This window comes from Mycolicibacterium sp. CBM1, from assembly GCF_054073305.1.
Genome location: NZ_JBSXPP010000012.1, coordinates 123,710 through 144,687, shown reverse-complemented (window position 1 = coordinate 144,687; position 20,978 = coordinate 123,710). Strand labels below are relative to the sequence as shown.

The following is a 20,978-nucleotide window of genomic DNA, read 5'->3' as shown; positions in this document are numbered from 1 at the left end:
TGGGCGTGCCGTGGGGACCGCCGTTCTCCAGCAGGTCGACGAGGGAGAACGCATGGCCGAACACCAGATCCTGGTCGAACCTGATTCCCCGCTGCCCGTCGAGGTCGATGCCGAACAGCTTGCCACTGTAGAGCGCCTGGCTGATGCCGTGCATGAAGTTCAGCCCAGCCATCTGTTCGTGGCCGGTCTCGGGGTCGAATTGTTGTCGATCAGCTACTGGCACAACAGATCCAGCGCCTCGCGATAGTGTTCGAAGGCGGCGCGCACGTCTTGGGCGCTGTCGTACTCGCTACCCTCGCGCCCGCCCCACAGCGCGAACGTTCCGGCGCCGAGTTCGGCCGCCAGGTCGATGTTGCGCAAGGCCTTGCGCAGTGCGAACCGGCGGACCGCGCGGTCATGGCTGGTGAAGGCGCCGTCTTTGAAGACAGGATGGGTGAATAGGTTTGGTGGTCACCATCGGCACGACCATGCCGGTGGAGTGCAGTGCGCAGGTGAGCCGGTCGATGGCGTACCGACGTTCGGCGTCCGGGCAGCCGAACGGGAAGAGGTCGTCATCGCGGAACGTCAGCCCGTACGCGCCAGCCGACGGTCCACAATCCGAAGGAGAGCTTGTCCGATGGCTGAGGAGACCTCGCCGGCAGCGGCGCGCGAGTCCAGAACGAGCATGGCGATCCCCTGACTTATATATGTTCTCGATCCGAACATAAGATGTGGTGTGTGCCACTGTCAGTGCCCAGTGTGTGGCAGTGGCGGCCGGAACCGGAAAGGTGGTTGGGGTGACTCGCGCAGGCAGGATCGGCACCAGCACCGACGACGTGCGGCGGCGCAACCTGTCCGGGGTGCTGACCCTCGTACACCGACACCGGGCGCTCAGCCGCGCCGAGCTGACCCGCCGGACCGGACTGTCCCGGTCGACGGTCAAGGATCTGGTCGAGGAACTCGTCGTCCGCGGACTGGTCGCCGAAGTTCAGGCGGCGCCCGCCACCCAGGCCGGGCGCCCCAGCCCGATCGTGTGTCCCCAGGCCAAGACGCTGTGTGTGGCGGTCAATCCGGAGATCGACGCCGTCACCGTCGGCCTGGTAGGGCTGGGCGGAATGGTGCTGGAAACCCGTCGCTATCCCACCGACGGTGCACCCACCGCGGAATCGGCGGTGGCCACCGCCGCCGGCGCTGTCGAACTGCTGCGCTCGCGGCTGGAGCCCGGGTGCGTTATCACCGCGGTCGGCGCGGCGGTGCCCGGGCTGGTGCACGGCGGCTCGGCGGTCCGGCTGGCGCCGCACCTCGAGTGGCACGACGCAGACTTCGGTCACATGCTCAGCGTGGCAACCGGTCTGCCGGTGTTCGCGGCGAACGACGCCAACGCGGGAGCGATCGCCGAGCACCTCTTCGGCCGGCACCACAACGCCGATCACATGATCTACGTCAACGGCGGGGCCGGTGGCATCGGTGCGGGCTTCGTCGTCGCCGGTGAGCTACTGCACGGTCTGGCCGGCTACGCCGGCGAACTCGGGCACACCTACGTCGGCGGCACGGTCCGCTGCCACTGCGGTAACACCGGATGCCTGGAAACAGAAGTCAGCCAGGCCGACTCCGACGTCGAGGCTCAAGCGCACTATCTCGGGATCGCACTGGGCAACGCGGTCAACATGCTCAACCCCGGTCTGATCGTGCTCGGTGGCTTCCTGCGGGACTATCCCGAGCTGGCTGGTGATGTGCTTGCGGCCACGATGGGCCGCCACAGCCTGCGAGCCGCACACGAACTGGTGCGCGTCGTACCCGCGACACTCGGAGCCGAGACGTTGATGATCGGAGCCGCCGAGTTGGCCTTCGCGCCGCTGCTGGCCGACCCGGCCTCGGCGGCCTAGCCTCAGGGCTGGCGAGGGATCACCAGGGCGTCGACGGCCACCGCCCCGGCCGGCGAGGCGATCACCGGGTTGGCCTCCACCGCATCGACGTCCTCGCCGAGTTCGACCGCCAATTGCGAGAACCCGACCAGGACACCAGCCAGTGCGCTCATGTCGACGCCGGGCGCACCGCGCCACCCGGCGAGCAACGGCGCCGTGCGCAGCGAACCCAACAACGTGACCGCGGCTTCGGCGGTCAGGGGAGGGCAGGCCACCACGCGATCGGCGAGAAGTTCCACCAGCGTGCCACCGGCCGCGACGACGATCAGTGGGCCGAAGTTGTCGTCGCGCACCACACCGACCGAGATCTCGACCCCGGCCGGGGCCATCGCGTCGACACTGACCAGTGGCCCCAGCCGCTCGGCCATGCGGGTGTAGGCCGTGCGCAGCGCCACCGCATCGGTGATGCCCAGCTGCACACCGTCGACATCGCTCTTGTGCGCAACTCCAAGGGTTTTCAATGCCACCGGGTAGCCGACGGCGTCGGCGGCGGCTACCACCTCGCCGATATCACCGGCGACGCGGGAGCGGGTCACCGGAATGTGGTAGTCCCTCAACAGGTCGAAGGCGGCGGGAGCGTCCCACCCGGATTGGGCAAGACGTGCCGACCAGCGCTGCCGGCGCTCGGGGTCGACCGACGGCACCTCCGCCGGCACGGGCAGCGGCCAGTGCGCGAGATGACCGAGTGCGGCGAGTCCGCTGCGGGCGCCCTCCAGAACCGGTATGCCGTTGCCACGCAGCCGTTGCGCGGTGGACCGGTCGACGGCCGAGGGCACCGAGGTGAGCACCGCCAGCGGCGCCTGGGTGCTGCCCGCGGCGTCGAGTACGGCGTTGGCGTAGGCGGTGTCACCGTCGTACTCGGGCACCAGGTCGACGGTCAGGGCTGTGACCGCGACGGCGGGGTCATCGGCGAGAGCCCGTAGGCAGCCGCCGAACAACTCCCGCGTGTCGGCGCCGGTGCCCCACACGTCCAGCGGGTTGGTCGCGGCCAGTCCCTCGTCGAGCAGTGCACCGATCGCCGTCAGCGTCGGCTCGCTCACGTCGGCGAAGCCCACCCCCAGCTCGTGGGCGATGTCGGCGCACAGCGCACGTTCAGCCCCGGAGTCATGCACGGTCGCGATCCCGTGCGAGCCGACCCGACGGCGCCGGCCGGATTCGAAAAGTTCGATCGTGTCGACGAATTCGGCCATGTCGCGGACCCGCACGGCGCCGGTGTCGGCGCAGAACGCCTGCCAGCCAGCGGCGTCGCCGGCCAATGCCCCGGAATGCGCGGCAACCATCGCCCGGCCGCGCGGAGAGTGCCCGACCGGCAGGATCACCACCGGGATGTTGCGGTCGGCGGCCCCCCGCAGCGCCACGCGGAGCCGGCCCACCGAGCGGGGAGTTTCCAGCAACAGCGCGATCAGCGTGGTCTCGCAGTCGGTCACGATGTAGTCGACGTAGTCGGCAGTGTCGGTGACCAGCTCCTGACCCGAGGACACCGCCAACCGGAACCCGAATCCGCGCTCGGCGCGCAGCATTGTGGAGAACGCCGAACCGGAATGCGTCACCAGCGACACGCCACCTGCGGGGACAGGATCTGGCTCCAGGTAGCCCAGTGCCCGTAATCCGTTGGCGTTGTTGATGAATCCCATGCAGCCGGCGCCGCAAAGGGCCATCCCGGCCTCGGTGGCCGCGGCCGCCACCTCTTCGCGCAGCCCATGGGCGGAGCCGAAGACCACCGCTGAACGGGCACCGATCGCGGCGGCCGCCCGCAACTGGTCGAGCAAGGCGGCGTCGGGGACACCGAGCAGGACCATGTCGACGGGTTCGTCGAGGGCGGCCAGCGAAGGCGCGCAGGCGACGCCGTCGATGCTGCCGTAGCGCGGATTGACCAGATGCATGCGCGCCGAACTGCGGCGCGCCTCGATGATCATCCGCTCGCCGAAACTGCCGTGGCGCGCACTGGCGCCGACCAGCGCCACCGACCGCGCACCCAGCATGGCGGCGACCGGGGTGGCCCCGGTCAGGAGCGCCGCCCGATCTTCGACAGCAGTCGGTGTTCGCCCCGCTTCTTGTCGGCCAGTGCGGCCTTGGCGGCCTGCCAACCCGGAATGCCGCACACCCCGCCGCCGGCGTGGGTGGCCGAACTACCGTTGTAGAGCCCGGCGATCGGCGTGCGATAGTCGGCGAAACCGGGCGCCGGACGCATGTGGAACAGCTGCTCCAGGGACAGCTCACCGTGGAAGATGTTGCCGCCTATGAGCCCGTACTCCACTTCCATCTCGTGCGGCCCGACGATGTCGCGGTGCAGGATCGACGCCTTGAATCCGGGTGCCACCTGGTCGTAGAGATCGATCAGACGGTCGGCATAGGCGTCTAGTTCCTCGGTGTGCGGTGCGTCGGCCCACTCGGCCGGTACCCACTGGGTGAACAGCGACATGATGTGGGTGCCATCGGGATTCAGCGTCTTGTCCAGCGTGGTGGGGATGACGCCGTCGCTGAACGGCGCCAGCGCGGCACGTCCGGCGCGGGCGTCCTGGAACGCGGCCTCGATGTACTCCATGGTCGGGGCCATCTCGACCGAACCGGTGTGGTGCTCGGCCATGCCGTTGCTCGGGTTGGCGGTGAAGTTCGGCAACTCGCCCAGTGCCAGATTGATCTTCACCACGCCACTGCGGGTCTTCCAGTGCTCAATGTCGGTGACGAACGTATCGGGCAGGTCCGACCGCGACAGCTGGTCGAGGAACGCAGTCTTGGGATGCAGCGTGGTGACCACCAAGGGAGCAGTGATCTCATCACCGTTCTCCAACACCACCCCACGCACCTGGCCGCTACGCACCAGAACGCGGGAAACCTTTGCCTTGGTTCGGATCTCCGCTCCGAAGCTTCGCGCCGAGCGGGCGATGGCTTCCGACACCGCGCCCATGCCGCCTTCGGGGTAACCCCAGCTGCCGAGCTGCCCGTCACCGACGTCGCCGATCGAGTGGTGCGCCATGACGTAGGCGGTGCCGGGTTCATAGGGGCCGGCCCACGTCCCGATCACACCGTTGACCGCCAACGCGCCCTTGATTTGCGGTGATTCGAACCAGTCGTCGAGCAGATCGGCGATGCTCATCGTCAACAGCCGAGTGACGTCACCCACCATGCGGGTGGTGATCCCACGCTGGCTCCAGCCCAGCTTTGCCAGGTCGAGAAGGTCGCCCGGTTTGTGTGACCCGATATTGGGCGGCACCTGGGTGAGCAGTGGACCCATCACATCGGCGATATCTTCGAGCCACGCATTCCACTTCGGCCAGGCGTCGGCGTCCTTCTTGGAGAACTTGGCCAGCTGCTCGTAGGTCCGGGCTGGGTCGTCCTCGAAGATCGTCAGCGAGCCGCCTTCGGGGAACGCCTGGTAGTACGGCCCCATCGGGTGCACCTTGTAGCCATGCCGCTCCAGCTGCAGCTCGCGGGTAATGGTCGGTGGCATCAGGCTCATCACATACGAGAGCCGGGTGACTCGCAGATGCGGCGCATCCTCCCAAGGCGATTCGGTCGTGGCCGCGCCGCCCAGTGCCGCGCGGGACTCCAGTACCAGCGTCCGGGCTCCGGCGCGAGCGAGATAGGCGGCCGAGACCAGGCCGTTGTGCCCTCCGCCGATGACGATGGCGTCGTACGAATTCGACATGTGCAGTCCAACTTTCCGTGCGGTCACGACGCACTTCCTGACTGACTGTTCAATCTAACGAAGTGTTAGAATTCGGACAAGAGGCAGCGCTGCCACGTGATAGGGGAGATTGAGGACCATGGCCGATCCTGCACCCGCGACGGAGAACAACGAGGGCCGGCGCCTCCAAATGCTGCGCGCCGCCGCCGAGCTGATCTGCGAACGCGGCTTCGCTGAAACCCGCATCGCTGATGTGGCCAAGCGCGCCGGCGTCAGCTCGGCCCTGGTGATCTACTACTTCGGTACCCGCGACCGACTGCTGGTCGACGCGCTGCGCTTCTCGGAGGAATCGTTTTACGAGGCGGCCGAGAAGATGCTCGCCGAGGTGGATTCGCTGCGCGAGCGGCTCTCGCTGCTGGTCCAGTGGACCTGCGTCCCCGAGGGTGTCGACGATATTCCGGGCGCATGGGGACTGTGGTTTGACCTGTGGGCGCAGGCATTTCGGCACGACGAGGTCAAGGCGGGCCGGATCGAACTCGATGCCCGCTGGCGGAAGATGATTGTTGAGGCACTCAAGGCAGCTGACGCCGACGAACTCGCCGCCAAGGTCAACCCGACGATGTTCGCCTTCGAATTCGCCGCCCTGCTCGACGGTTTGAGCATTCAGGTCGCGCTGGAAGACCCCGAGATCGACTCAGATCTGGCCTACCAGATCGCGATGGGCTTCGCCGAGCGTGAACTGAACCTGCCCGCGGCGCCAAAGTCCCCGGGCAAGAACGGTAAAGCCAGGTTATCCCGCGGGCGTCGCTAGTGCGCTTCGCGGCTCGACGGGACTGTGCACCGGATCACCGATCACCGGGGTGTCGCTGCGAGCGAGCACCCGCACCGCGTCGGTGCTGCAGACGCAGTGCACCTGCGCGCCGACCTGATGGACCACCGACCGCGGCCCGGCATGGTTGGATACCTCTACCACCAACGCTGTCGACTGGCCGACGTCGACGTGCACCTGGGTGGATGATCCGAGATAGACCACCTCGGACACCGTCCCGGAGATCACGTTGGAGTCGGCATCGATGGTGTCGCCAGGGCCGTGCAGGGTGATCCGTTCGGGCCGGATCACGATGGCGGCCGGACCGCGCCGGGCGCCGGTGCTGGCCGCGTGCACGGTGGTCGACATCGCCGAGCACACCGCGGTGCCTCCGCGGAATTCGAGCACGTCGGCATCAAAGATGTTGGCAGCGCCCAAGAATCCAGCGACATAGGTGGTCGCGGGCGCGGAGTAGATCTCCTCCGGCGGTCCGATTTGCTCGACCCGACCGCCCGCCATCACGGCGATCTGGTCGCTCATCGTGAGTGCCTCTTCCTGGTCGTGCGTCACATAGACGAACGTGATCTCGACCTCGCGCTGGACGGCTCGCAGCTCCAGCTGCAGCTGTTTGCGCAGCTTGGCATCGAGGGCTCCCAGGGGTTCGTCGAGCAGCAGTACCCGGGGTCGAAGCACCAGCGCCCGGGCCAGGGCGACCCGTTGCTGCTGTCCGCCGGAGAGCTGACCGGGCCGGCGTTTGGCGAAGTCCTGCATCCGGACCAGCTCCAATGCCTCGCCGACGCGACGCTGGGTTTCCGCCTTGGACGTTTTGAGATACCGCAGCCCGAACGCGACATTGTCGGCGACGCTCATGAACGGGAACAGTGCATAAGTCTGGAAGACGGTGTTCACCGGACGCTTGTGCGGGGGATCGCCGGCGACATCGCGGCCGTCCAACTCGATGCGCCCGGAATCGGGCTTCTCGAATCCGGCGATCATCCGCAGCGTCGTCGTCTTGCCACAACCCGAGGCACCCAAAAGTGAATAGAACTGTCCCGCAGGAATATCCAGGTCGATGCCGGTCACCGCCGGCACCCCGTCGAATGCCTTGACCAGCTGGTGCAGCCGGATGGCGCCGCCGGTCATCCGGCGGCCCCCTGCCCGGGACGGGTCAGGGCGTCACCGCCGTGGCGAGCTTCGCGAAGTTGGTGGCGAACCGGTCGACATCGTCGATGTCGTGTTGAACGGAAAGCAGCCATTGCTCGACCTTCCCCCATGGCGGCAGGAAAACCCCGCCATTGTGTTGCATCAACCAATGAGCGTGGCCCAGGCGATCATCGACGCCTAGGAAATCGCGATACTCGCGCACCGGCTCCCGGCGGAAGGTCACACAGCCCTTCGCGCCGACGGTGATCACATGCCAGTCCAGCCCATGCTCGGCGATCACAGTCTCCAGTCTGGCGCGAAGATGCCCGGACAGCATCTCGAGATGGTCATAGGCCTGCGAAGTCAGCACATCGGTCAAGGTGGCCCGCGTGGCGGCCATCGCCAGTGGGTTGCCGTTGAACGTGCCGACCTGTTCGTAACGGCCGTCGGCGATCTGCGACATCACGGCCGCTGTGCCGCCGATCGCTGCGACGGAGATCCCGCCGCCAAGGGCCTTCGCCAGGCAGACGATGTCGGGCACGACGCCCGAGAGTGCCGTCACGCCACCGGGTCCGGTGGTGAAGCCGGTCTTGACCTCGTCGAAGATGAGCAGCGCACCCGCGTCGTGTACCAGATCGCGGACGGCCGCCAGGTAGCCGTCCGCGGGCGGGATGATGCCGGCGTTCATCATCACCGGCTCCAGGATCATCCCGGCCACCTGACCCCGGTGTTCGGCGAGCGCGCGTCGCACCGCCTCAGGATCGTTGAACGGGACCACCACCACCAGATCGCGGATGGCGCCGGGGATACCGCTGTTGCCGGCCACCCCGGTGGGGTGATCGCGCGGACCGATGTCCTGCGCGTCGGGCAGCACGGACACCTGCACCGAATCGTGGTGGCCGTGATAGCAGCCCTCCACCTTGATGATCAGATCGCGACCGGTCAGCGCCCGCGCCAGGTGCACGGCGTCCATGGTGGCCTCGGTGCCGGAGTTCGCGAAGCGCCACAGGGGCAACCCGAAGCGGTCCGACAGCTCGCCGGCGATCCAGATGGCATCCTCCGTGGGTTGCGCGAAATGTGTTCCGCGCCTGACCTGTTGGCTGACTGCCGCCACTATCGCGGGGTGCGCGTGGCCGGCGATGGATGCGCCGTAGCCGCCGTGCATGTCGACATACTCGGTGCCATCGACGTCGTACACCTTCGAGCCCGCGCCGTGACTCATCCAGACCGCCTGCGGCTGGGCGATCTGCCAATTGGATGTCGCTCCGCCCGCGAGGTGCTCCCTGGCCTGGGCGATCAGTTCGGTGCTGCGCGGCTGGCGGCGCAGGAACACCTGCTCCTGATCAGCGATCAGCTGGTCAAGCGAATCGAGGGCCGAGTCTGCGGCCATCAACGAAGCCACTGGAATACCTCTTCTCAGGTGCCAACATCAGCCAGCCGGAATGGCCGGCTGAAATGTTGACTGATCATTCAGTCTATGCGAGAGTCCATGCAGCGACAAGGCTGCGAATCTGGGAGGCCCGGATGTCCCTACCCACCGGAAGTGAACTGCCTCATGGGATGCCCCGCCGCGGCCCCACTCGCAGACAGTTCCTGACCCGCGCCGCGATCATCGCGGCCGGTGCCCCCGCCATGACCGCGTTCCTCGACGCCTGCTCGAAAAGCGGACCGGCATCCTCGGGTCCGAGTCTGACACTCGCGGCGCCGAACAACCCGGTGAAATGGGATATCTCCAACGACAACAAGCCGATCGCCGACGGACTGAAGCCTGAACAGGGCGCGACTCTGAAGATCTACAACTACGCCGACTACCTCAGCCCGCAGGCCATCAAGGGTTTCGAGGACAAGTACCAGTGCAAGATCGAGGTCTCGACGTTCAACGACGGCGATGAGGCCATCACCAAACTGCGCAGCGGCGTGGACTTCGACATCTACAACGCCAACTACACCGAGATCGGCCGACTGGTCACCGGCAACCTGCTGCGCCCGCTGAACCACAGCTACATCACCAATATCTCCAACGTCTGGCCGACCTTCACCAACCCGTGGTATGACCAGGGCTGGCAGTACACCGTGCCCTACACCATCTATACGACCGGAATCGGTTGGCGCACAGACCAAATACCCGCCGATATCGGTGCGCTGAATAACCCGTATGAGTCGCTGTGGGATCCCCAGTACAAGGACAAGACCGCGATCCTCGACGACTGGCACACTGCCATGGCCATGGTTCTGCTCAAGAACGGAAAGACCGACGTCAACACCTCCAACGCCGACGACCTGAAGATGGTGGGGGAGCAGCTGACCGCGTTGGTCAAGGCGACATCGCCCAAGGTCACGATCACCATGTACAGCGACCTGCCCGCCGGGCAGATGGGGCTGTGTCAGATGTGGTCCGGGGACGCGATCAATGCCCAGTCGTATCTGCCCGAGGGCACCGGGCCCGAGATCTTGCGCTACTGGTTTCCGCAGGACGGCAAGGGTCTGGTGGATAACGACATGCTGGTGACGCTCAAGGGCGGCAAGAACCCGGTGTTGGCGCACCTGTTCCTCAACCACATGCTCAACCCCGACGTCGCCAAGGAGAACTTCTCCGCCATCGGCTACCAGCCACCGCAGAACAGTCTGACTGCCGACTCGCTGGTGGCCGAGAAGTTCATCCCGGAGAACCTTCGCTCGGCGATCGTCAAGCCGGAGTACTTCGACACCGGCTACCGACTGCTGGAACTCGACCCCGCCAACGACGCTGCCTGGCACAACGTCTGGAATGCGTTCAACGCCGGCGGATCTTCCTAGCCAGTGCTGCGGCGCGCGCGCGAGCGCAACACCCGACTGTGGGTGGCTCTGGCCGCCCCGGGCGTCGCGTGGCTGCTGCTGTTCTTCCTGGCACCGCTGTATGTGGTGCTGGCCATCGTCTTCGGCCAGATAGACCCACTGTTCCGCACCGCGGTTCCGGTATGGAATCCGTTGGAGTGGAACCCCGATCAGTTCCTCTACGTCATGGCGCGCATCGGGCCCGGCGGTGTCTACTTCCCGGCTCTGGTGCGGACCGTCGTCTACGTCGGGTTGGCCAGTGTGCTGTGCCTGGCCATCGCGTTCCCGGTCGCCTACTACGTGTCCCGTCTGGCCGCTCGGCGTAAAGGTCTGCTGATCGCCCTGCTGATCGCCCCGTTCTGGATCAGCTACATGATGCGAATGCTCGCCTGGGTCAACCTTCTTCAGAACGACGGCCTGGTGAATCGCGTGCTGAACTTCGGCAACGTGTTCCACGTCCAGGTCGACTGGTTGACCGGCCAGCCCGTCGTGGTGATCCTGGGTCTGGCGTACGGCTATGTGCCGTACATGATCCTGCCACTTTACGCGGGACTGGACCGGCTCTCACAGTCCATGCTCGAGGCATCCCGCGACCTGGGGGCCAGCCGGCTGTCGGCGTTCCTGCGCGTGACCCTGCCACTGTGCCGCCCGACGATCCTGGCCGCCGTGTTGCTCACGTGTCTGCCGATGCTGGGCGACTACTTCACCAACGACCTGCTGTCGGCGTCGCCGAAAACCGCGATGGTCGGCAACCTGATCAACGACAGCGTCCAGGCGCCGGGCCAGACTGGGCAGGCCGGCGCGTTCGTCATGCTGGTGTTGATCGCGACGGTGCTGCCGATGATCTACTACGTGCGAACGACGCTGCGTGGAGACGAGGTCCGTACATGAGGGGCCCGGTCGGCTGGTACCGCGACCCGTGGCGACGGCCTCGGGTGCTGGCCGGGATCACCATCGGCTACCTGGCGTGGTCGCTGCTGCCGGTGCTGATCGCGGTGCTGTTCTCCTTCAATGACGGCCGTTCACGCACCAACTGGCAGGGTTTCTCGTTCCGCTGGTACTGGGGCGACCAGACGCGGTCGGTGTGGCACGACGCCGCCCTGCACACCGCGCTGCTGCAGACACTCAAGCTCGGCGTCATCACGACACTGATCACCGTGCCGCTGGGGGTGCTCTTCGCGATCGGTATCGACCGCTGGCGTGGCCGGTTGCCGTCCGGGGCGAACGTGCTGATGCTGGTTTCGTTCGTCATCCCGGAAGTGCTTCTGGCCGTGGCGCTTTTGTTCGTCGTGACGACTCTGACACTGCCGATCGGGCTGGGCACCTCAGCACAGGTGGTGGGACTGGTGACCTATCAAGTGGCCTACCCGGCGGTCCTCGTGCGAGCGCGCCTGGCCACCATCGGCAAGCAGTACGAGGAGGCTGCAACCGATCTCGGTGCGTCGGCATTCGGCGCGCTGTGGCGGGTGACGCTGCCGATGCTGATGCCGGCCATCTTCGCCAGCACTGTGCTGGTGTTCGCCGACGTCATCGACGACTTTGTGCTGGTGCGGTATCTGTCGATGGGGGCGTCGACCGAACCCGTGTCGGTGAAGATCTACAACACCGCCCGGGCCGCCCCGACCCCCGCGCTCAACGCCCTGGCGACATTGCTGCTGGCGGCCTCGCTGTTGGCGGTAGTGGTGGGCTACCTGATCTTCCGTCGGTTAACCCGCAATGACGACACCACTTCTGACCGCGGGATCGGCGCGTTCGCCGGAGAGCTGTAGCGCCCGCGATCACACCGAGTTGCGTACAGAAGTTGCGTACAGAAGCGGGCGCTTGCGGGGAGCGCGGAGTATCCTGACTGTATGTTCAAACAGCTCGGTCCGGCCCCCGTCCCCGAGGACGATCTGGCGGCCTCGCTCAAACCGTTCGGCCAATCCCGCATGTTGCCGCGCGAAGCATACGTCGACCCCGCGGTTTTCGAATGGGAGCAACAGGGCATCTTCTCGGGCTGGCGCTGCGTCGGGCACGCGGGCGATATCGCAGCGGTAGGGGCGCAGAAGGCGGTCGGTTCCGGCGCTAACGGCGTGCTGTTGGTTCGCGGTGAAGACGGGGCGGTGCGGGCGTTCGCCAACTCCTGCCGGCATCGAGGCCACGAACTCCTGACCTGTGGCGGTGAGACCAGACGCCGCGGCATCGTCTGTCCGTACCACGCTTGGTCCTTCAGGCTTGACGGAAGTCTGCGCAACGCACCGGGTTTCACCGGGGCCGACGATTTCGACACTGCGCGGTGGGGGCTGCACGAGTTGCGGCTGGTGAACTGGCACGGCTGGCTGTTCGTCGATCCCAGCGGCCGCGACGTCGAATTCACCGAGCATGTCGCCGGTCTGGAGGACGTTGTGGCGCCCTACAAACCGGAAGAGCTGACCGTCGTCGCCAGGCATTCCTATGAGCTGGCCACCAACTGGAAGGTCATCGCCGAGAACTACCAGGAGTGCTACCACTGCTCGTCGATCCACCCCGAACTGTCGCGGATCAGCCCGCCCGACAGCGGTGAGAACCTCGACCTGCCCGGCTCGTGGATGGGCGGCTGGATGTCGATGATCGACGAAGCCGAGACCATGTCGCTGGATGGCAGAAGCGGCGGCGTCGCGATCAAAGGTCTGTCCGAGCACGAGTTGCGCACCGTGATGTACATCGTCGGCTACCCGAACCTGCTGATCAGCTTGCATCCGGACTATGTCATGACCCACCTGATGACGCCTCTGGCCGTCGACCGCACCCACGTCGAATGCGCGTGGGCCTTCCCGAAAGAGGCGGTGGATGCCCCGGATTTCGACCCGTCGTATGCGGTGGATTTCTGGGATCTGACCAATCGCCAGGACTGGGCGGCCTGCGAATCCGTGCAGCGGGGATTGAGCTCTCCGCACGCCCGGCCGGGACCGCTCGCGCCCGACGAGGACGGCGTCTACCAGTTCGTCACCCGTGTTGCACGGGCGTACGCCGGCGCCAAGTAGTTGTGGTGGGAATCATGTTTGACTCGCGAATGTGATTGAAGCGAAAAACAGTCCCAGCTGAGGGTTCATAGTTAGTTTGTCTACTAGTGTTTGTGCGTGAGTCGGAATCAAGATCATGGGCGTATCGACACTGATGGTTTGCTGTCGCCTTACCTAGGCGCCGACGGTCGCATCGCGGTGCCCGACGACGTGACTGTCACCTCGTTCCTGGGACGAAACGCCGCCCGCTGGCAGGACCGCGCGGCCTACCGCTTCCTCGACTACCGCGACGGTGACGCGCAGTCGGTGGAGCTGAGCTGGAATGGACTGGTCGCCGCGGTCCAAGCGGTCGCGGCCCGCTTGCAGCAGGTCACCACGCCGGGGGACCGGGTGGCCATTCTCGCCCCCCAGGGACTCGACTACGTCGTGGGCTTCTTCGCGGCGATACACGCCGGCACCGTCGCGGTGCCGCTGTTCGCGCCGACTCTGTCTGGGCATGCGCAGCGGTTACAGACCGTGCTTTCCGACGCCGAGCCGACGGTGATCCTGACGACGACCACGGCCGCGGAGTCCGTGCGATCCCTGCGGCGCGCACCGCGCGGAGGCGAGCGATACCGGACGATCGCCATCGATGCGGTACCCGCCGCGGTGGCAACGACATTCAGCGAACTACCCCGATCCGCCGACGACCTTGCCTACCTGCAGTACACCTCCGGATCGACCCGCGACCCCGCCGGTGTGGAGATCACGCACCGCGCGGTCTGTACCAATCTGGTGCAGATGATCCTGGCCGGACGTCTCGACATGGGTGTCCGCAGCGTCAGCTGGCTGCCGCTGTACCACGACATGGGCCTGATGATGATCATGTTTCCTGCTCTGTGCGGCGGCCAGATCACCCTGATGGACCCCATGGCGTTCGTCCGCCGGCCACACCGCTGGGTGGCGGCATTGGCGGCTGAGTCCGCGCACGGGCGGACCTTCGCCGCTGGCCCGAACTTCGCGTTCAAGTTGGCGGCCGATCGCGGATTGCCCACTGCCGGAGAGCACTTGGACCTCAGTAATGTGGTCGGCCTGCTCAACGGGTCCGAGCCGGTCACCATGGCGGCCATCGAGGAGTTCACCACCGGCCTGAGTGCATACGGCCTGCCGTCCACGGCGGTCAAACCCTCCTACGGTTTGGCCGAAGCGACCCTGTCGGTCGCCAGCATCGGCGCCGACGACGCCGCCAGCGCGCGGTGGTTCGACCGCCTCGCATTGAGCGCGGGCCGGGCCGTGCCCGTAGCACCGGGAAGTGCCGGTGCGGTGGAACATGTCTCGTGCGGCCAGCCGATCGCCGATCAGTGGGTGGTCATCGCCGATCGCGACAGCGGTACGGAACTTCCCGACGGCCACGTCGGGGAGATCTGGGTGCACGGCAACAACGTCGGCCGCGGGTACTGGGGCCGTGCGGAGGAGAGCAGACGGGTCTTCGGCAACACCCTGTCCGTTCGACTTGCGTCCGCCAGTCACGCCCAGGGCGTCAGTCCCGGCGCCTCCTGGCTGGCCACCGGCGACCTTGGGGTGTACGTCGGCGGTGAGTTGTACGTTGTCGGCAGGATCAAGGACATGCTCATCATCGACGGTGTCAACCACTACCCCCACGACATCGAAACCACTGTGGGACAAGCCTCGAGCGCGATCCGCAGCGGATACGTCGCGGCCTTCTCGGTCGATGCCGATGCATTGCCGCACCTGCCGCCCGGATCGGGGGAGCGCCTGGTGATCCTGGCCGAGCGGGCCGTCGGTGCCGCGCGGGTGGACGCCGAGGTAGTCGCGAGCGCGGTACGGGCCGCCGTCTCCCGCCACCACCAAGTGCCGGTGGCGGACGTGCGGCTGGTGCCTGCCGGCTCGCTGGCCCGTACGACGAGCGGCAAGCTCGCCCGCCGGGCCTGCCGGGCGGACTACCTGAGCCACCGGCAGGACCTGGTCGGGTTGGTAGCGTCCCAATAGGATCGGGGAGGACTGCCGAGTCCGCCGACCAGACCGAGGCGGCTGAACTTTCGCGCACCCACCGGCGGCCGGGGCGACGCGGCTGGCAGACTCGCCAGGTGTGACGACGAAACGGGCCCTCATCCTGGCCGGTGGCGGCATCGCCGGGATCGCCTGGGAAACCGGCATCCTGCGTGGAATCGCCGACGAATCACCCGAAACAGCACGCGCATTGGTGGAGTCCGACGTCCTGGTCGGAACATCGGCCGGATCGACCGTTGCCGCGCAGATCGGCGGTGGGACACCGGTCGAGGACCTCTATGAACGCCAGATCGGGGACGCCTCGGCCGAGCTCGACCCCGGCGTCGACGTCGAGACCATCGCCGAGTTGTTCGCCGCGGCGATGTCCCAGCCGGGCGGCCTCGCGGAGAAGCTCAAGAGCATCGGGTCGGTTGCCCTGGCGACCCCGACCGTCGCCGAACCCGTACGACGGCGTGTGATCGAGGCGCGGCTGCCGTCCCACCACTGGCCCGATCGCGATCTACGAATCACCGCCATCGACACCGCAACCGGCGAGTTGGTGGTCTTCGACCCGTCCTGCGGAGTGGAACTGGTCGACGCGGTAGCCGCCAGCTGCGCAGTGCCGGGCACCTGGCCGCCGGTGACCATCGACGGCCGACGCTACATGGACGGCGGGGTCAGCAGCGCGGTTCACACCGGTGTCGCCGCGGACTGCGCGACGGCGGTGGTGCTGGTGCCGGCGGGGGAGAACGCTCCGTCGCCTTTTGGCGGCGGCGCGGCTGCCGAGATTGCGGCCTTCGGTGCGCTCACCCTCGCGGTCTTCGCCGACGACGCCGCCCTGGCGGCGTTTGGCCCCAACCCGCTCGATCCGCGCTGTCGTGTCCCGTCGGCGCAGGCCGGGCGTGCCCAGGGCCGCCGGGTGGCGGGCACGGTCAGGGAGTTTCTGCTGGCCTTACCGGGACGATGACGGCGTCGGCGGTGATGCGGGTGTAGTCGTCGAGTGCGCGCGCCGCGATGTCTCGGCCGATACCGATGACTTCGGCGGCGCGGTGGAAATCGAGACTGCGGCAACAGGTTCGGGGAATTTCGATGAGCAGGTCGGGTGGGTAGGCCGCCATCTGATGGCGGGCCAACGCGGCCTGGGCGATGTCGATGGTGCGGTTCATGACCGCAAAGCTGCCGAGCTTGGGGATCGAGGCCTCGCGCGCGGTGTCGAACAGTTGCTCGGCGCTGACCGGCTCGACGTCCTCGGTTGATTCCCCCTCGGGAGCGGTGCCGAATCTGTTGAGCATCGACCTCGCCGCCGGGGTGTCGAGCAGGGTGCGCGCGGTGCTGGTGTCGAGCAACGCCGAGGTGCTGCGCAGCAATCTGTTGAGCCATTCGGTGGAGGCGCGGGCCTCCGGGCTGGCGGACGGAACTTGCTGCGCACCACCGGCATCTGGACCGGATAGGCTGACCGCGATGGTCATGTCGGCGTTGACCGCGGAGATCGGCGCCATTGGCAACGGATCGAGGATTCCGCCGTCGGCCAGCAGGCGACCGTCGAGCACATGCGGTGCGATGACACCGGGAATGGCGATCGAGGCACGGATTGCGGCGTCGACCGGGCCGCGTTGCAGCCACACCGACTTGCCCGCGATCAGATCGGTCGCGACCGCGGTGTAGGGGATCGGCAGGCTCTCGATGGTGACCTCGCCGAGAATGTCGCGCACGGCGTCGAGGATCTTCTCGGCGCGAAGGACCCCCGCGGCGGTGATCGACGGGTCGAGCAGCCGCAACACGGCCCGCTGGGTCAACGTCTTGGCCCAGTCGGTGAATTCGTCGAGTGCGCCAGCGGCATGCAGACCGCCCACCAGCGCACCCATCGAGGAACCGGCGACGCCGACGACCTCGTAGCCGCGGCTGTGCAGTTCGTCGATGACGCCGATGTGCGCATATCCGCGCGCACCGCCGCTGCCGAGTGCCAGCGCGACCCTGCCCGTGGGGGTTTGTCCGGCCATGGTTCCATTCTGCCCACTTCCATCCGACATCGAAGGGCACCCCATGTGGGGTGCCCTTCGATGTCGGTTGCGCGTCATCGCGCCGCCGTTCAGTCGCGCTGGATGGCGTCGATGGGGCCGTTGGGATTGGCGTCCACCTTGTATCCGAGCGAATCGATTGTGGTGTTGCGGGCATCACCGGGCCCGCTGGGGGCGGCGACCGCCGGGGCGGCCAGGCCGATGACGACCGCGCTCATCGCCGCGCCCGCGAGGGTGGCGATTCCGAACTTGGTCATGTGCTGTGCCATCTTTTCTGCTACTTCCTGCCGGCAGGTGTTTCCGTGCCGATACGAGTGTGTAAACCAGCAGCTCAGGCGAATAATTCCTGAGGCAGGAAGTCGATGGCCGTTGGCAGGAATCGATGCTGGCATTTCCCCTGGTCGCTGGGTGCTGGGTTGCGGGCCGCGTCACGCTCAGGGCGGCGGTGTGGTCGGGGTCACCCCGGGCCTGCGGCGGGCATTTTTGCTTGCCGTGATCGGAACCGAGCGGTCTCAGCAGCCGCCCTCGGCAGCGGCCCGGACCGCGATGATCACCGCGGCCCGTTGCGGGTCGGACAACTGGGCCCAGGTGCTGTTGAACGTTGCCCGACCGGACACGGTGCCGGCCTGCATCTCCTTGAGCAAGGGCTCCACCAGGGAGGCCGGATCCCCACCTTTGGACTCCATCCAGGCCTTCGCGGCCAGGCAGGACTGGCCGTACTGCTCTTCGGTCGACTCGGCGGGTACGTCGATGCGGGTGGTCACCCCACCCGGGGAGACACCGATCGGGTTCGCCGCCGGTGTCGACGCTTGCGGCGAACTTGAGGGTGCCGGCGTCGTCGTCGGGGTCGAGGTGGCTTGCCCGCCACCGCCGGAGGAACATGCCGTCAGGACTGCGGCCAGGCCCGCGACGGCCCATGGGTACCTGCGCATGAAATCAATCTATGCAACACTGGCGGCCATGACGGAGTGGACCTGGTCTCGGGAGTGTTGTCGGCGTTAGCCGCCCCCCGAATCGTCCCCGTCACTGTCGAAAGATCTCTCTCATGCCGTACTCGGGCGCTGCCCCTTCCCTTGCCATGTTCCCGTCCGTTCCCCCGGCTGTGTCGGCGCCGACCCGGTTACGCCTGCCCGACCTGCTCCACACCACCGACCGTTACGCCGACCAGGTGCTGCGCGGCGAGTTCAACCACCTGCTGCCCGCCGGCGGCGCGCCGCGCGATGAGCGCTGGTACACCCGGCTGCACGCGGACGACGAACTCGACGTGTGGCTGATCAGTTGGGTGCCGGGCCACACCACCGAGCTGCACGACCACGGCGGATCCCTCGGCGCCCTGACGGTGCTCTCCGGCGGACTGCACGAATTCCGTTGGGACGGCGAGCGACTGCACCGCCGTCGCCTCGACGCCGGTGATCAGGCCGCGTTCCCGCTCGGGTGGGTCCATGACGTGGTGGGAGCGCCGGCCGTCGCAGCGCCGGTAGCCACTACGCTAAGCGTGCATGCCTATTCGCCACCGCTGACCGCGATGTCGTATTACGAAGTGACCGAACGCAATACACTGCGCCGCACCCGCACCGAGCTCACCGGCCAACCCGAGGGACGATGAGCCGATGAGTCGAATCGACACGATCCTGGGCGATGCCCGGGCCCGGCTGCATCGGCTGCAGCCCAGTGACGTGCCGGCGGCGATCGAGCGGGGCGCGATCCTGGTCGACATCCGCCCGGCGGCGCAGCGCGCCGCCGAAGGCGAAGTGCCCGCTGCGTTGGTGATCGAGCGCAATGTGCTCGAGTGGCGCTGCGACCCGACCAGCGACGCCCGGTTGCCGCAGGCGAAAGACGACGACGTCGAATGGGTGGTGCTGTGCTCGGCGGGCTACACCTCGAGCCTGGCCGCGGCGGCGCTGCTGGATCTCGGTCTGCACCGGGCCACCGATGTGGCCGGCGGCTACCAGGCGCTCAAGGCCGACGGAGTGCTCAGCGAATTGAATGCACTCACTCCGGCGCCTTGACGATCGCGCGCAGACGGTCGGTCTTCTCCGGCGTCCAACCCGGCGGCTGCAGGATCGCCGCCCACGCGTTGACGACGTCACGCACGTAGCGGTGGCCGTGGCCGTCGGGGACGTCGATGGCCACCGCCATGTCCGCCGACACCTGCAAGAACGTGACGATCGGGATCCAATTCATGTCGGGCGAGACGTCGTAGCCGCGGGGTTCGCGCAACCAGTCCGGCTCCTTGAACAGCAGATCGGGATTCCACCAGGTGATGGGATCGGACGCGTGCTGCAGGTACACGATTCGCGGATTGCCCCACAGCTTGTCGGGTCTGCCGAGATTGTCTGGGCGGGCGGCGAATCGGATATTGGCCCCGTCGTCGAAGATCGGCAACCACATCGGTGAGCCGGCGTCGCGGTTGACGGTGACGTCGTCCCACATGGTGTTGTTGAACGTCGGCCCGGAGAACAGCGCACCGTTGGTGCGGGCGATGATGTTGTTCGGGCTCAGAAACGGTGCCTCGCCGCCGAAGGAGCCCAGGCTCTCACCGAAGACGACGATCTTGGGGCGCTGCGCCTCGGGGAGCGCCCGCAGCCGCTCGTCGACTGCCTCGAACAGCGCCTGACCGGCCTGCCGGGCGTTCTCCTTGTCCACGAGGAAGGACAGCCAACTGGGCAGGAACGAGTACTGCATCGACACGATCGCGCTGTCGCCGTCGTACATGTACTCCAGCGCCGAGGCCTCTGACTCGTTGATCCAGCCGGTACCCGTCGTGGTGGCGACGGCGATCACCTTGCGGGAGAACCCGCCCGCGCGTTCCAGTTCCCGGGCGGCCAGCTCCGCGGTCGCCCGGATACCGTCGGCGGAGTTCTTTCCGGCGTAGGCGCGAATCGGTTCGACCGCGGGACGGCCGTTGAAGGCGGTCAGCTCCTGCGTCGTCGGTCCGCCGGCGACGAACACGCGCCCCTGGTGGCCCAGCGAATCCCAGGTGACCAGTGAACCCGGCCCACCGGAACGCAGCGGGGTGGTCGGCGCCGGATTGGCGGGATCGACCTCGTCGTTGGCGGCCGAGAAGGTGCTGTTGAGGAAGCTCATGGTGCCGCGGATCACCACGCCGTTGAGCAGTGCGATGGCCAGACCCAGCACCAGGGCGACCGCGACTACCGATGAAACCCGGGGTGGTGCAACACGATTGAGCTGCCGGACGAGGAAACGGATGAGCCGGCCGACGAGCTGGCCGATCTCGACGAAGACGAACAGGACCACTACGCCGATGATCGCGGCCTGCGGGTAGTTGTACCAAGTCAGCCGCGGCACACCCATCAGGTCGCGCACCTGGTCCTGCCAGACGTGGAAGAAGTAGACCGCGAAGACCAGGCCGATGAGACCGACGACGACGAGGATCGGCCAGGCCCAGCGTGGTGCGCGCGGACTGGTCGGCCGCGACATCATGAACCGCGTCAACCAGACCCCGAACACGCCGAGCCCGTAACCGATGGCACCGGCACCGCCACTGACCAGGCCCTGGAACAGCGGGCCGCGCGGGAGCAGCGACGGGGTCAGCGACAGCCACAGAAACACCAGGCCGACGGCCGTGCCGGTGAACGTGTACCGGCGTTGCCACCAGTCAGGTTTGGGCTCTTGCTGGGCTGCGACCACCGGCTCGGCGGGCTCGATGGTGTCCGTCTCGGCGTCGCTCAC

At 67.0% G+C, this 20,978-nt stretch carries 19 protein-coding genes and 1 pseudogene; 11 read left to right on the top strand and 9 right to left on the bottom strand.

Features of this window, described 5'->3' with window-relative positions; all coding sequences use genetic code 11:
• Positions 1-10 precede the first annotated feature (10 nt).
• The gene (locus ACXDF8_RS17240; RefSeq protein ID WP_457224493.1) at positions 11-247 is read left to right on the top strand and encodes a hypothetical protein; all 237 of its coding nucleotides are present in this window, start codon (positions 11-13) and stop codon (positions 245-247) included.
• Here the strand turns inward: ACXDF8_RS17240 and ACXDF8_RS17235 are convergent.
• Positions 214-375 (bottom strand): annotated as a pseudogene (locus ACXDF8_RS17235) (xylose isomerase); the annotation flags it as partial. The gene ACXDF8_RS17240 and the pseudogene ACXDF8_RS17235 overlap by 34 nt on opposite strands.
• A gap of 392 nt (positions 376-767) precedes the next feature.
• Between ACXDF8_RS17235 and ACXDF8_RS17230 the strand changes: the two are divergent.
• Positions 768-1,865, top strand: coding sequence for an ROK family transcriptional regulator (locus ACXDF8_RS17230; protein ID WP_457224547.1), 1,098 nt, complete (start codon positions 768-770; stop codon positions 1,863-1,865).
• Positions 1,866-1,867: 2 nt separating this feature from the next.
• Here ACXDF8_RS17230 and ACXDF8_RS17225 read toward each other — a convergent pair whose 3' ends face one another.
• Both ACXDF8_RS17225 and ACXDF8_RS17220 read right to left on the bottom strand, forming a co-directional pair.
• Positions 1,868-3,886 carry an acetate--CoA ligase family protein gene (locus tag ACXDF8_RS17225; RefSeq protein WP_457224492.1) on the bottom strand — a complete coding sequence of 673 codons (2,019 nt, stop codon included), beginning with the start codon at positions 3,884-3,886 and terminating at the stop codon, positions 1,868-1,870.
• Between the two features lie 23 nt (positions 3,887-3,909).
• Positions 3,910-5,580: a phytoene desaturase family protein gene (locus tag ACXDF8_RS17220; RefSeq protein WP_457224491.1), complete on the bottom strand. Its 1,671-nt coding sequence runs from the start codon at positions 5,578-5,580 to the stop codon at positions 3,910-3,912.
• Between the two features lie 91 nt (positions 5,581-5,671).
• Here ACXDF8_RS17220 and ACXDF8_RS17215 point away from each other — a divergent pair, with 91 nt between their 5' ends.
• Positions 5,672-6,343, top strand: a complete 672-nt coding sequence (locus ACXDF8_RS17215; RefSeq protein WP_457224490.1) for a TetR/AcrR family transcriptional regulator — start codon at positions 5,672-5,674, stop codon at positions 6,341-6,343.
• On the opposite strand, the gene ACXDF8_RS17210 is transcribed toward ACXDF8_RS17215, so the two are convergent.
• Both ACXDF8_RS17210 and ACXDF8_RS17205 read right to left on the bottom strand, forming a co-directional pair.
• A complete protein-coding gene (locus tag ACXDF8_RS17210) occupies positions 6,323-7,483 on the bottom strand; it encodes an ABC transporter ATP-binding protein (RefSeq protein ID WP_457224489.1) in 1,161 nt (386 codons plus the stop codon). The genes ACXDF8_RS17215 and ACXDF8_RS17210 overlap by 21 nt on opposite strands.
• Before the next feature lie 25 nt (positions 7,484-7,508).
• Positions 7,509-8,885, bottom strand: a complete 1,377-nt coding sequence (locus tag ACXDF8_RS17205; RefSeq protein ID WP_457224488.1) for an aspartate aminotransferase family protein — start codon at positions 8,883-8,885, stop codon at positions 7,509-7,511.
• Between the two features lie 122 nt (positions 8,886-9,007).
• Here ACXDF8_RS17205 and ACXDF8_RS17200 point away from each other — a divergent pair, with 122 nt between their 5' ends.
• The 6 genes from ACXDF8_RS17200 to ACXDF8_RS17175 all read left to right on the top strand — a co-directional run bounded on the left by ACXDF8_RS17200 (position 9,008) and on the right by ACXDF8_RS17175 (position 16,234).
• A complete protein-coding gene (locus ACXDF8_RS17200; RefSeq protein WP_457224487.1) occupies positions 9,008-10,279 on the top strand; it encodes a polyamine ABC transporter substrate-binding protein in 1,272 nt (423 codons plus the stop codon).
• Between the two features lie 3 nt (positions 10,280-10,282).
• Complete coding sequence (locus ACXDF8_RS17195; RefSeq protein WP_457224486.1) at positions 10,283-11,188, top strand: ABC transporter permease; 906 nt, start codon at positions 10,283-10,285, stop codon at positions 11,186-11,188.
• Positions 11,185-12,066, top strand: coding sequence for an ABC transporter permease (locus ACXDF8_RS17190; protein ID WP_457224485.1), 882 nt, complete (start codon positions 11,185-11,187; stop codon positions 12,064-12,066). Before ACXDF8_RS17195 ends, ACXDF8_RS17190 begins: the two co-directional genes overlap by 4 nt.
• Positions 12,067-12,147: 81 nt before the next feature.
• Complete coding sequence (locus ACXDF8_RS17185; protein ID WP_457224484.1) at positions 12,148-13,299, top strand: aromatic ring-hydroxylating oxygenase subunit alpha; 1,152 nt, start codon at positions 12,148-12,150, stop codon at positions 13,297-13,299.
• A gap of 96 nt (positions 13,300-13,395) precedes the next feature.
• Positions 13,396-15,267: an AMP-binding protein gene (locus ACXDF8_RS17180; RefSeq protein WP_457224483.1), complete on the top strand. Its 1,872-nt coding sequence runs from the start codon at positions 13,396-13,398 to the stop codon at positions 15,265-15,267.
• A 100-nt stretch (positions 15,268-15,367) separates the two neighbouring features.
• Entirely contained in the window at positions 15,368-16,234 is an 867-nt protein-coding gene (locus ACXDF8_RS17175; RefSeq protein WP_457224482.1) for a patatin-like phospholipase family protein, read from the top strand.
• Here the strand turns inward: ACXDF8_RS17175 and ACXDF8_RS17170 are convergent.
• The 3 genes from ACXDF8_RS17170 to lpqV form a co-directional block, all read right to left on the bottom strand.
• The gene (locus ACXDF8_RS17170; RefSeq protein ID WP_457224481.1) at positions 16,200-17,267 is read right to left on the bottom strand and encodes a patatin-like phospholipase family protein; all 1,068 of its coding nucleotides are present in this window, start codon (positions 17,265-17,267) and stop codon (positions 16,200-16,202) included. The two genes, ACXDF8_RS17175 and ACXDF8_RS17170, sit on opposite strands and share 35 nt — an antisense overlap.
• Before the next feature lie 89 nt (positions 17,268-17,356).
• Positions 17,357-17,554 carry a hypothetical protein gene (locus tag ACXDF8_RS17165; protein ID WP_457224480.1) on the bottom strand — a complete coding sequence of 66 codons (198 nt, stop codon included), beginning with the start codon at positions 17,552-17,554 and terminating at the stop codon, positions 17,357-17,359.
• Between the two features lie 243 nt (positions 17,555-17,797).
• A complete protein-coding gene (lpqV, locus tag ACXDF8_RS17160) occupies positions 17,798-18,217 on the bottom strand; it encodes a lipoprotein LpqV (RefSeq protein WP_457224479.1) in 420 nt (139 codons plus the stop codon).
• A 113-nt stretch (positions 18,218-18,330) separates the two neighbouring features.
• Here lpqV and ACXDF8_RS17155 point away from each other — a divergent pair, with 113 nt between their 5' ends.
• Positions 18,331-18,891, top strand: a complete 561-nt coding sequence (locus ACXDF8_RS17155) for a cysteine dioxygenase (RefSeq protein ID WP_457224478.1) — start codon at positions 18,331-18,333, stop codon at positions 18,889-18,891.
• A gap of 4 nt (positions 18,892-18,895) precedes the next feature.
• On the top strand, positions 18,896-19,294 hold the full coding sequence (locus ACXDF8_RS17150) for a rhodanese-like domain-containing protein (RefSeq protein ID WP_457224477.1): 399 nt from the start codon (positions 18,896-18,898) through the stop codon (positions 19,292-19,294).
• On the opposite strand, the gene ACXDF8_RS17145 is transcribed toward ACXDF8_RS17150, so the two are convergent.
• Positions 19,278-20,978: an alpha/beta hydrolase gene (locus ACXDF8_RS17145; protein ID WP_457224476.1), complete on the bottom strand. Its 1,701-nt coding sequence runs from the start codon at positions 20,976-20,978 to the stop codon at positions 19,278-19,280. The two genes, ACXDF8_RS17150 and ACXDF8_RS17145, sit on opposite strands and share 17 nt — an antisense overlap.

Excerpts from the sequence above, each read along its gene's own strand:
- ACXDF8_RS17210 (WP_457224489.1), bottom strand. The coding sequence starts at position 7,483 with ATGACCGGCGGCGCCATCCGGCTGCACCAGCTGGTCAAGGCATTCGAC.
- ACXDF8_RS17185 (WP_457224484.1), top strand. The coding sequence starts at position 12,148 with ATGTTCAAACAGCTCGGTCCGGCCCCCGTCCCCGAGGACGATCTGGCG.
- lpqV (WP_457224479.1), bottom strand. The coding sequence starts at position 18,217 with ATGCGCAGGTACCCATGGGCCGTCGCGGGCCTGGCCGCAGTCCTGACG.
- ACXDF8_RS17225 (WP_457224492.1), bottom strand. The coding sequence starts at position 3,886 with ATGCTGGGTGCGCGGTCGGTGGCGCTGGTCGGCGCCAGTGCGCGCCAC.
- ACXDF8_RS17155 (WP_457224478.1), top strand. The coding sequence starts at position 18,331 with ATGCCGTACTCGGGCGCTGCCCCTTCCCTTGCCATGTTCCCGTCCGTT.
- ACXDF8_RS17170 (WP_457224481.1), bottom strand. The coding sequence starts at position 17,267 with ATGGCCGGACAAACCCCCACGGGCAGGGTCGCGCTGGCACTCGGCAGC.
- ACXDF8_RS17150 (WP_457224477.1), top strand. The coding sequence starts at position 18,896 with ATGAGTCGAATCGACACGATCCTGGGCGATGCCCGGGCCCGGCTGCAT.
- ACXDF8_RS17190 (WP_457224485.1), top strand. The coding sequence starts at position 11,185 with ATGAGGGGCCCGGTCGGCTGGTACCGCGACCCGTGGCGACGGCCTCGG.
- ACXDF8_RS17215 (WP_457224490.1), top strand. The coding sequence starts at position 5,672 with ATGGCCGATCCTGCACCCGCGACGGAGAACAACGAGGGCCGGCGCCTC.
- ACXDF8_RS17165 (WP_457224480.1), bottom strand. The coding sequence starts at position 17,554 with ATGGCACAGCACATGACCAAGTTCGGAATCGCCACCCTCGCGGGCGCG.
- ACXDF8_RS17200 (WP_457224487.1), top strand. The coding sequence starts at position 9,008 with ATGTCCCTACCCACCGGAAGTGAACTGCCTCATGGGATGCCCCGCCGC.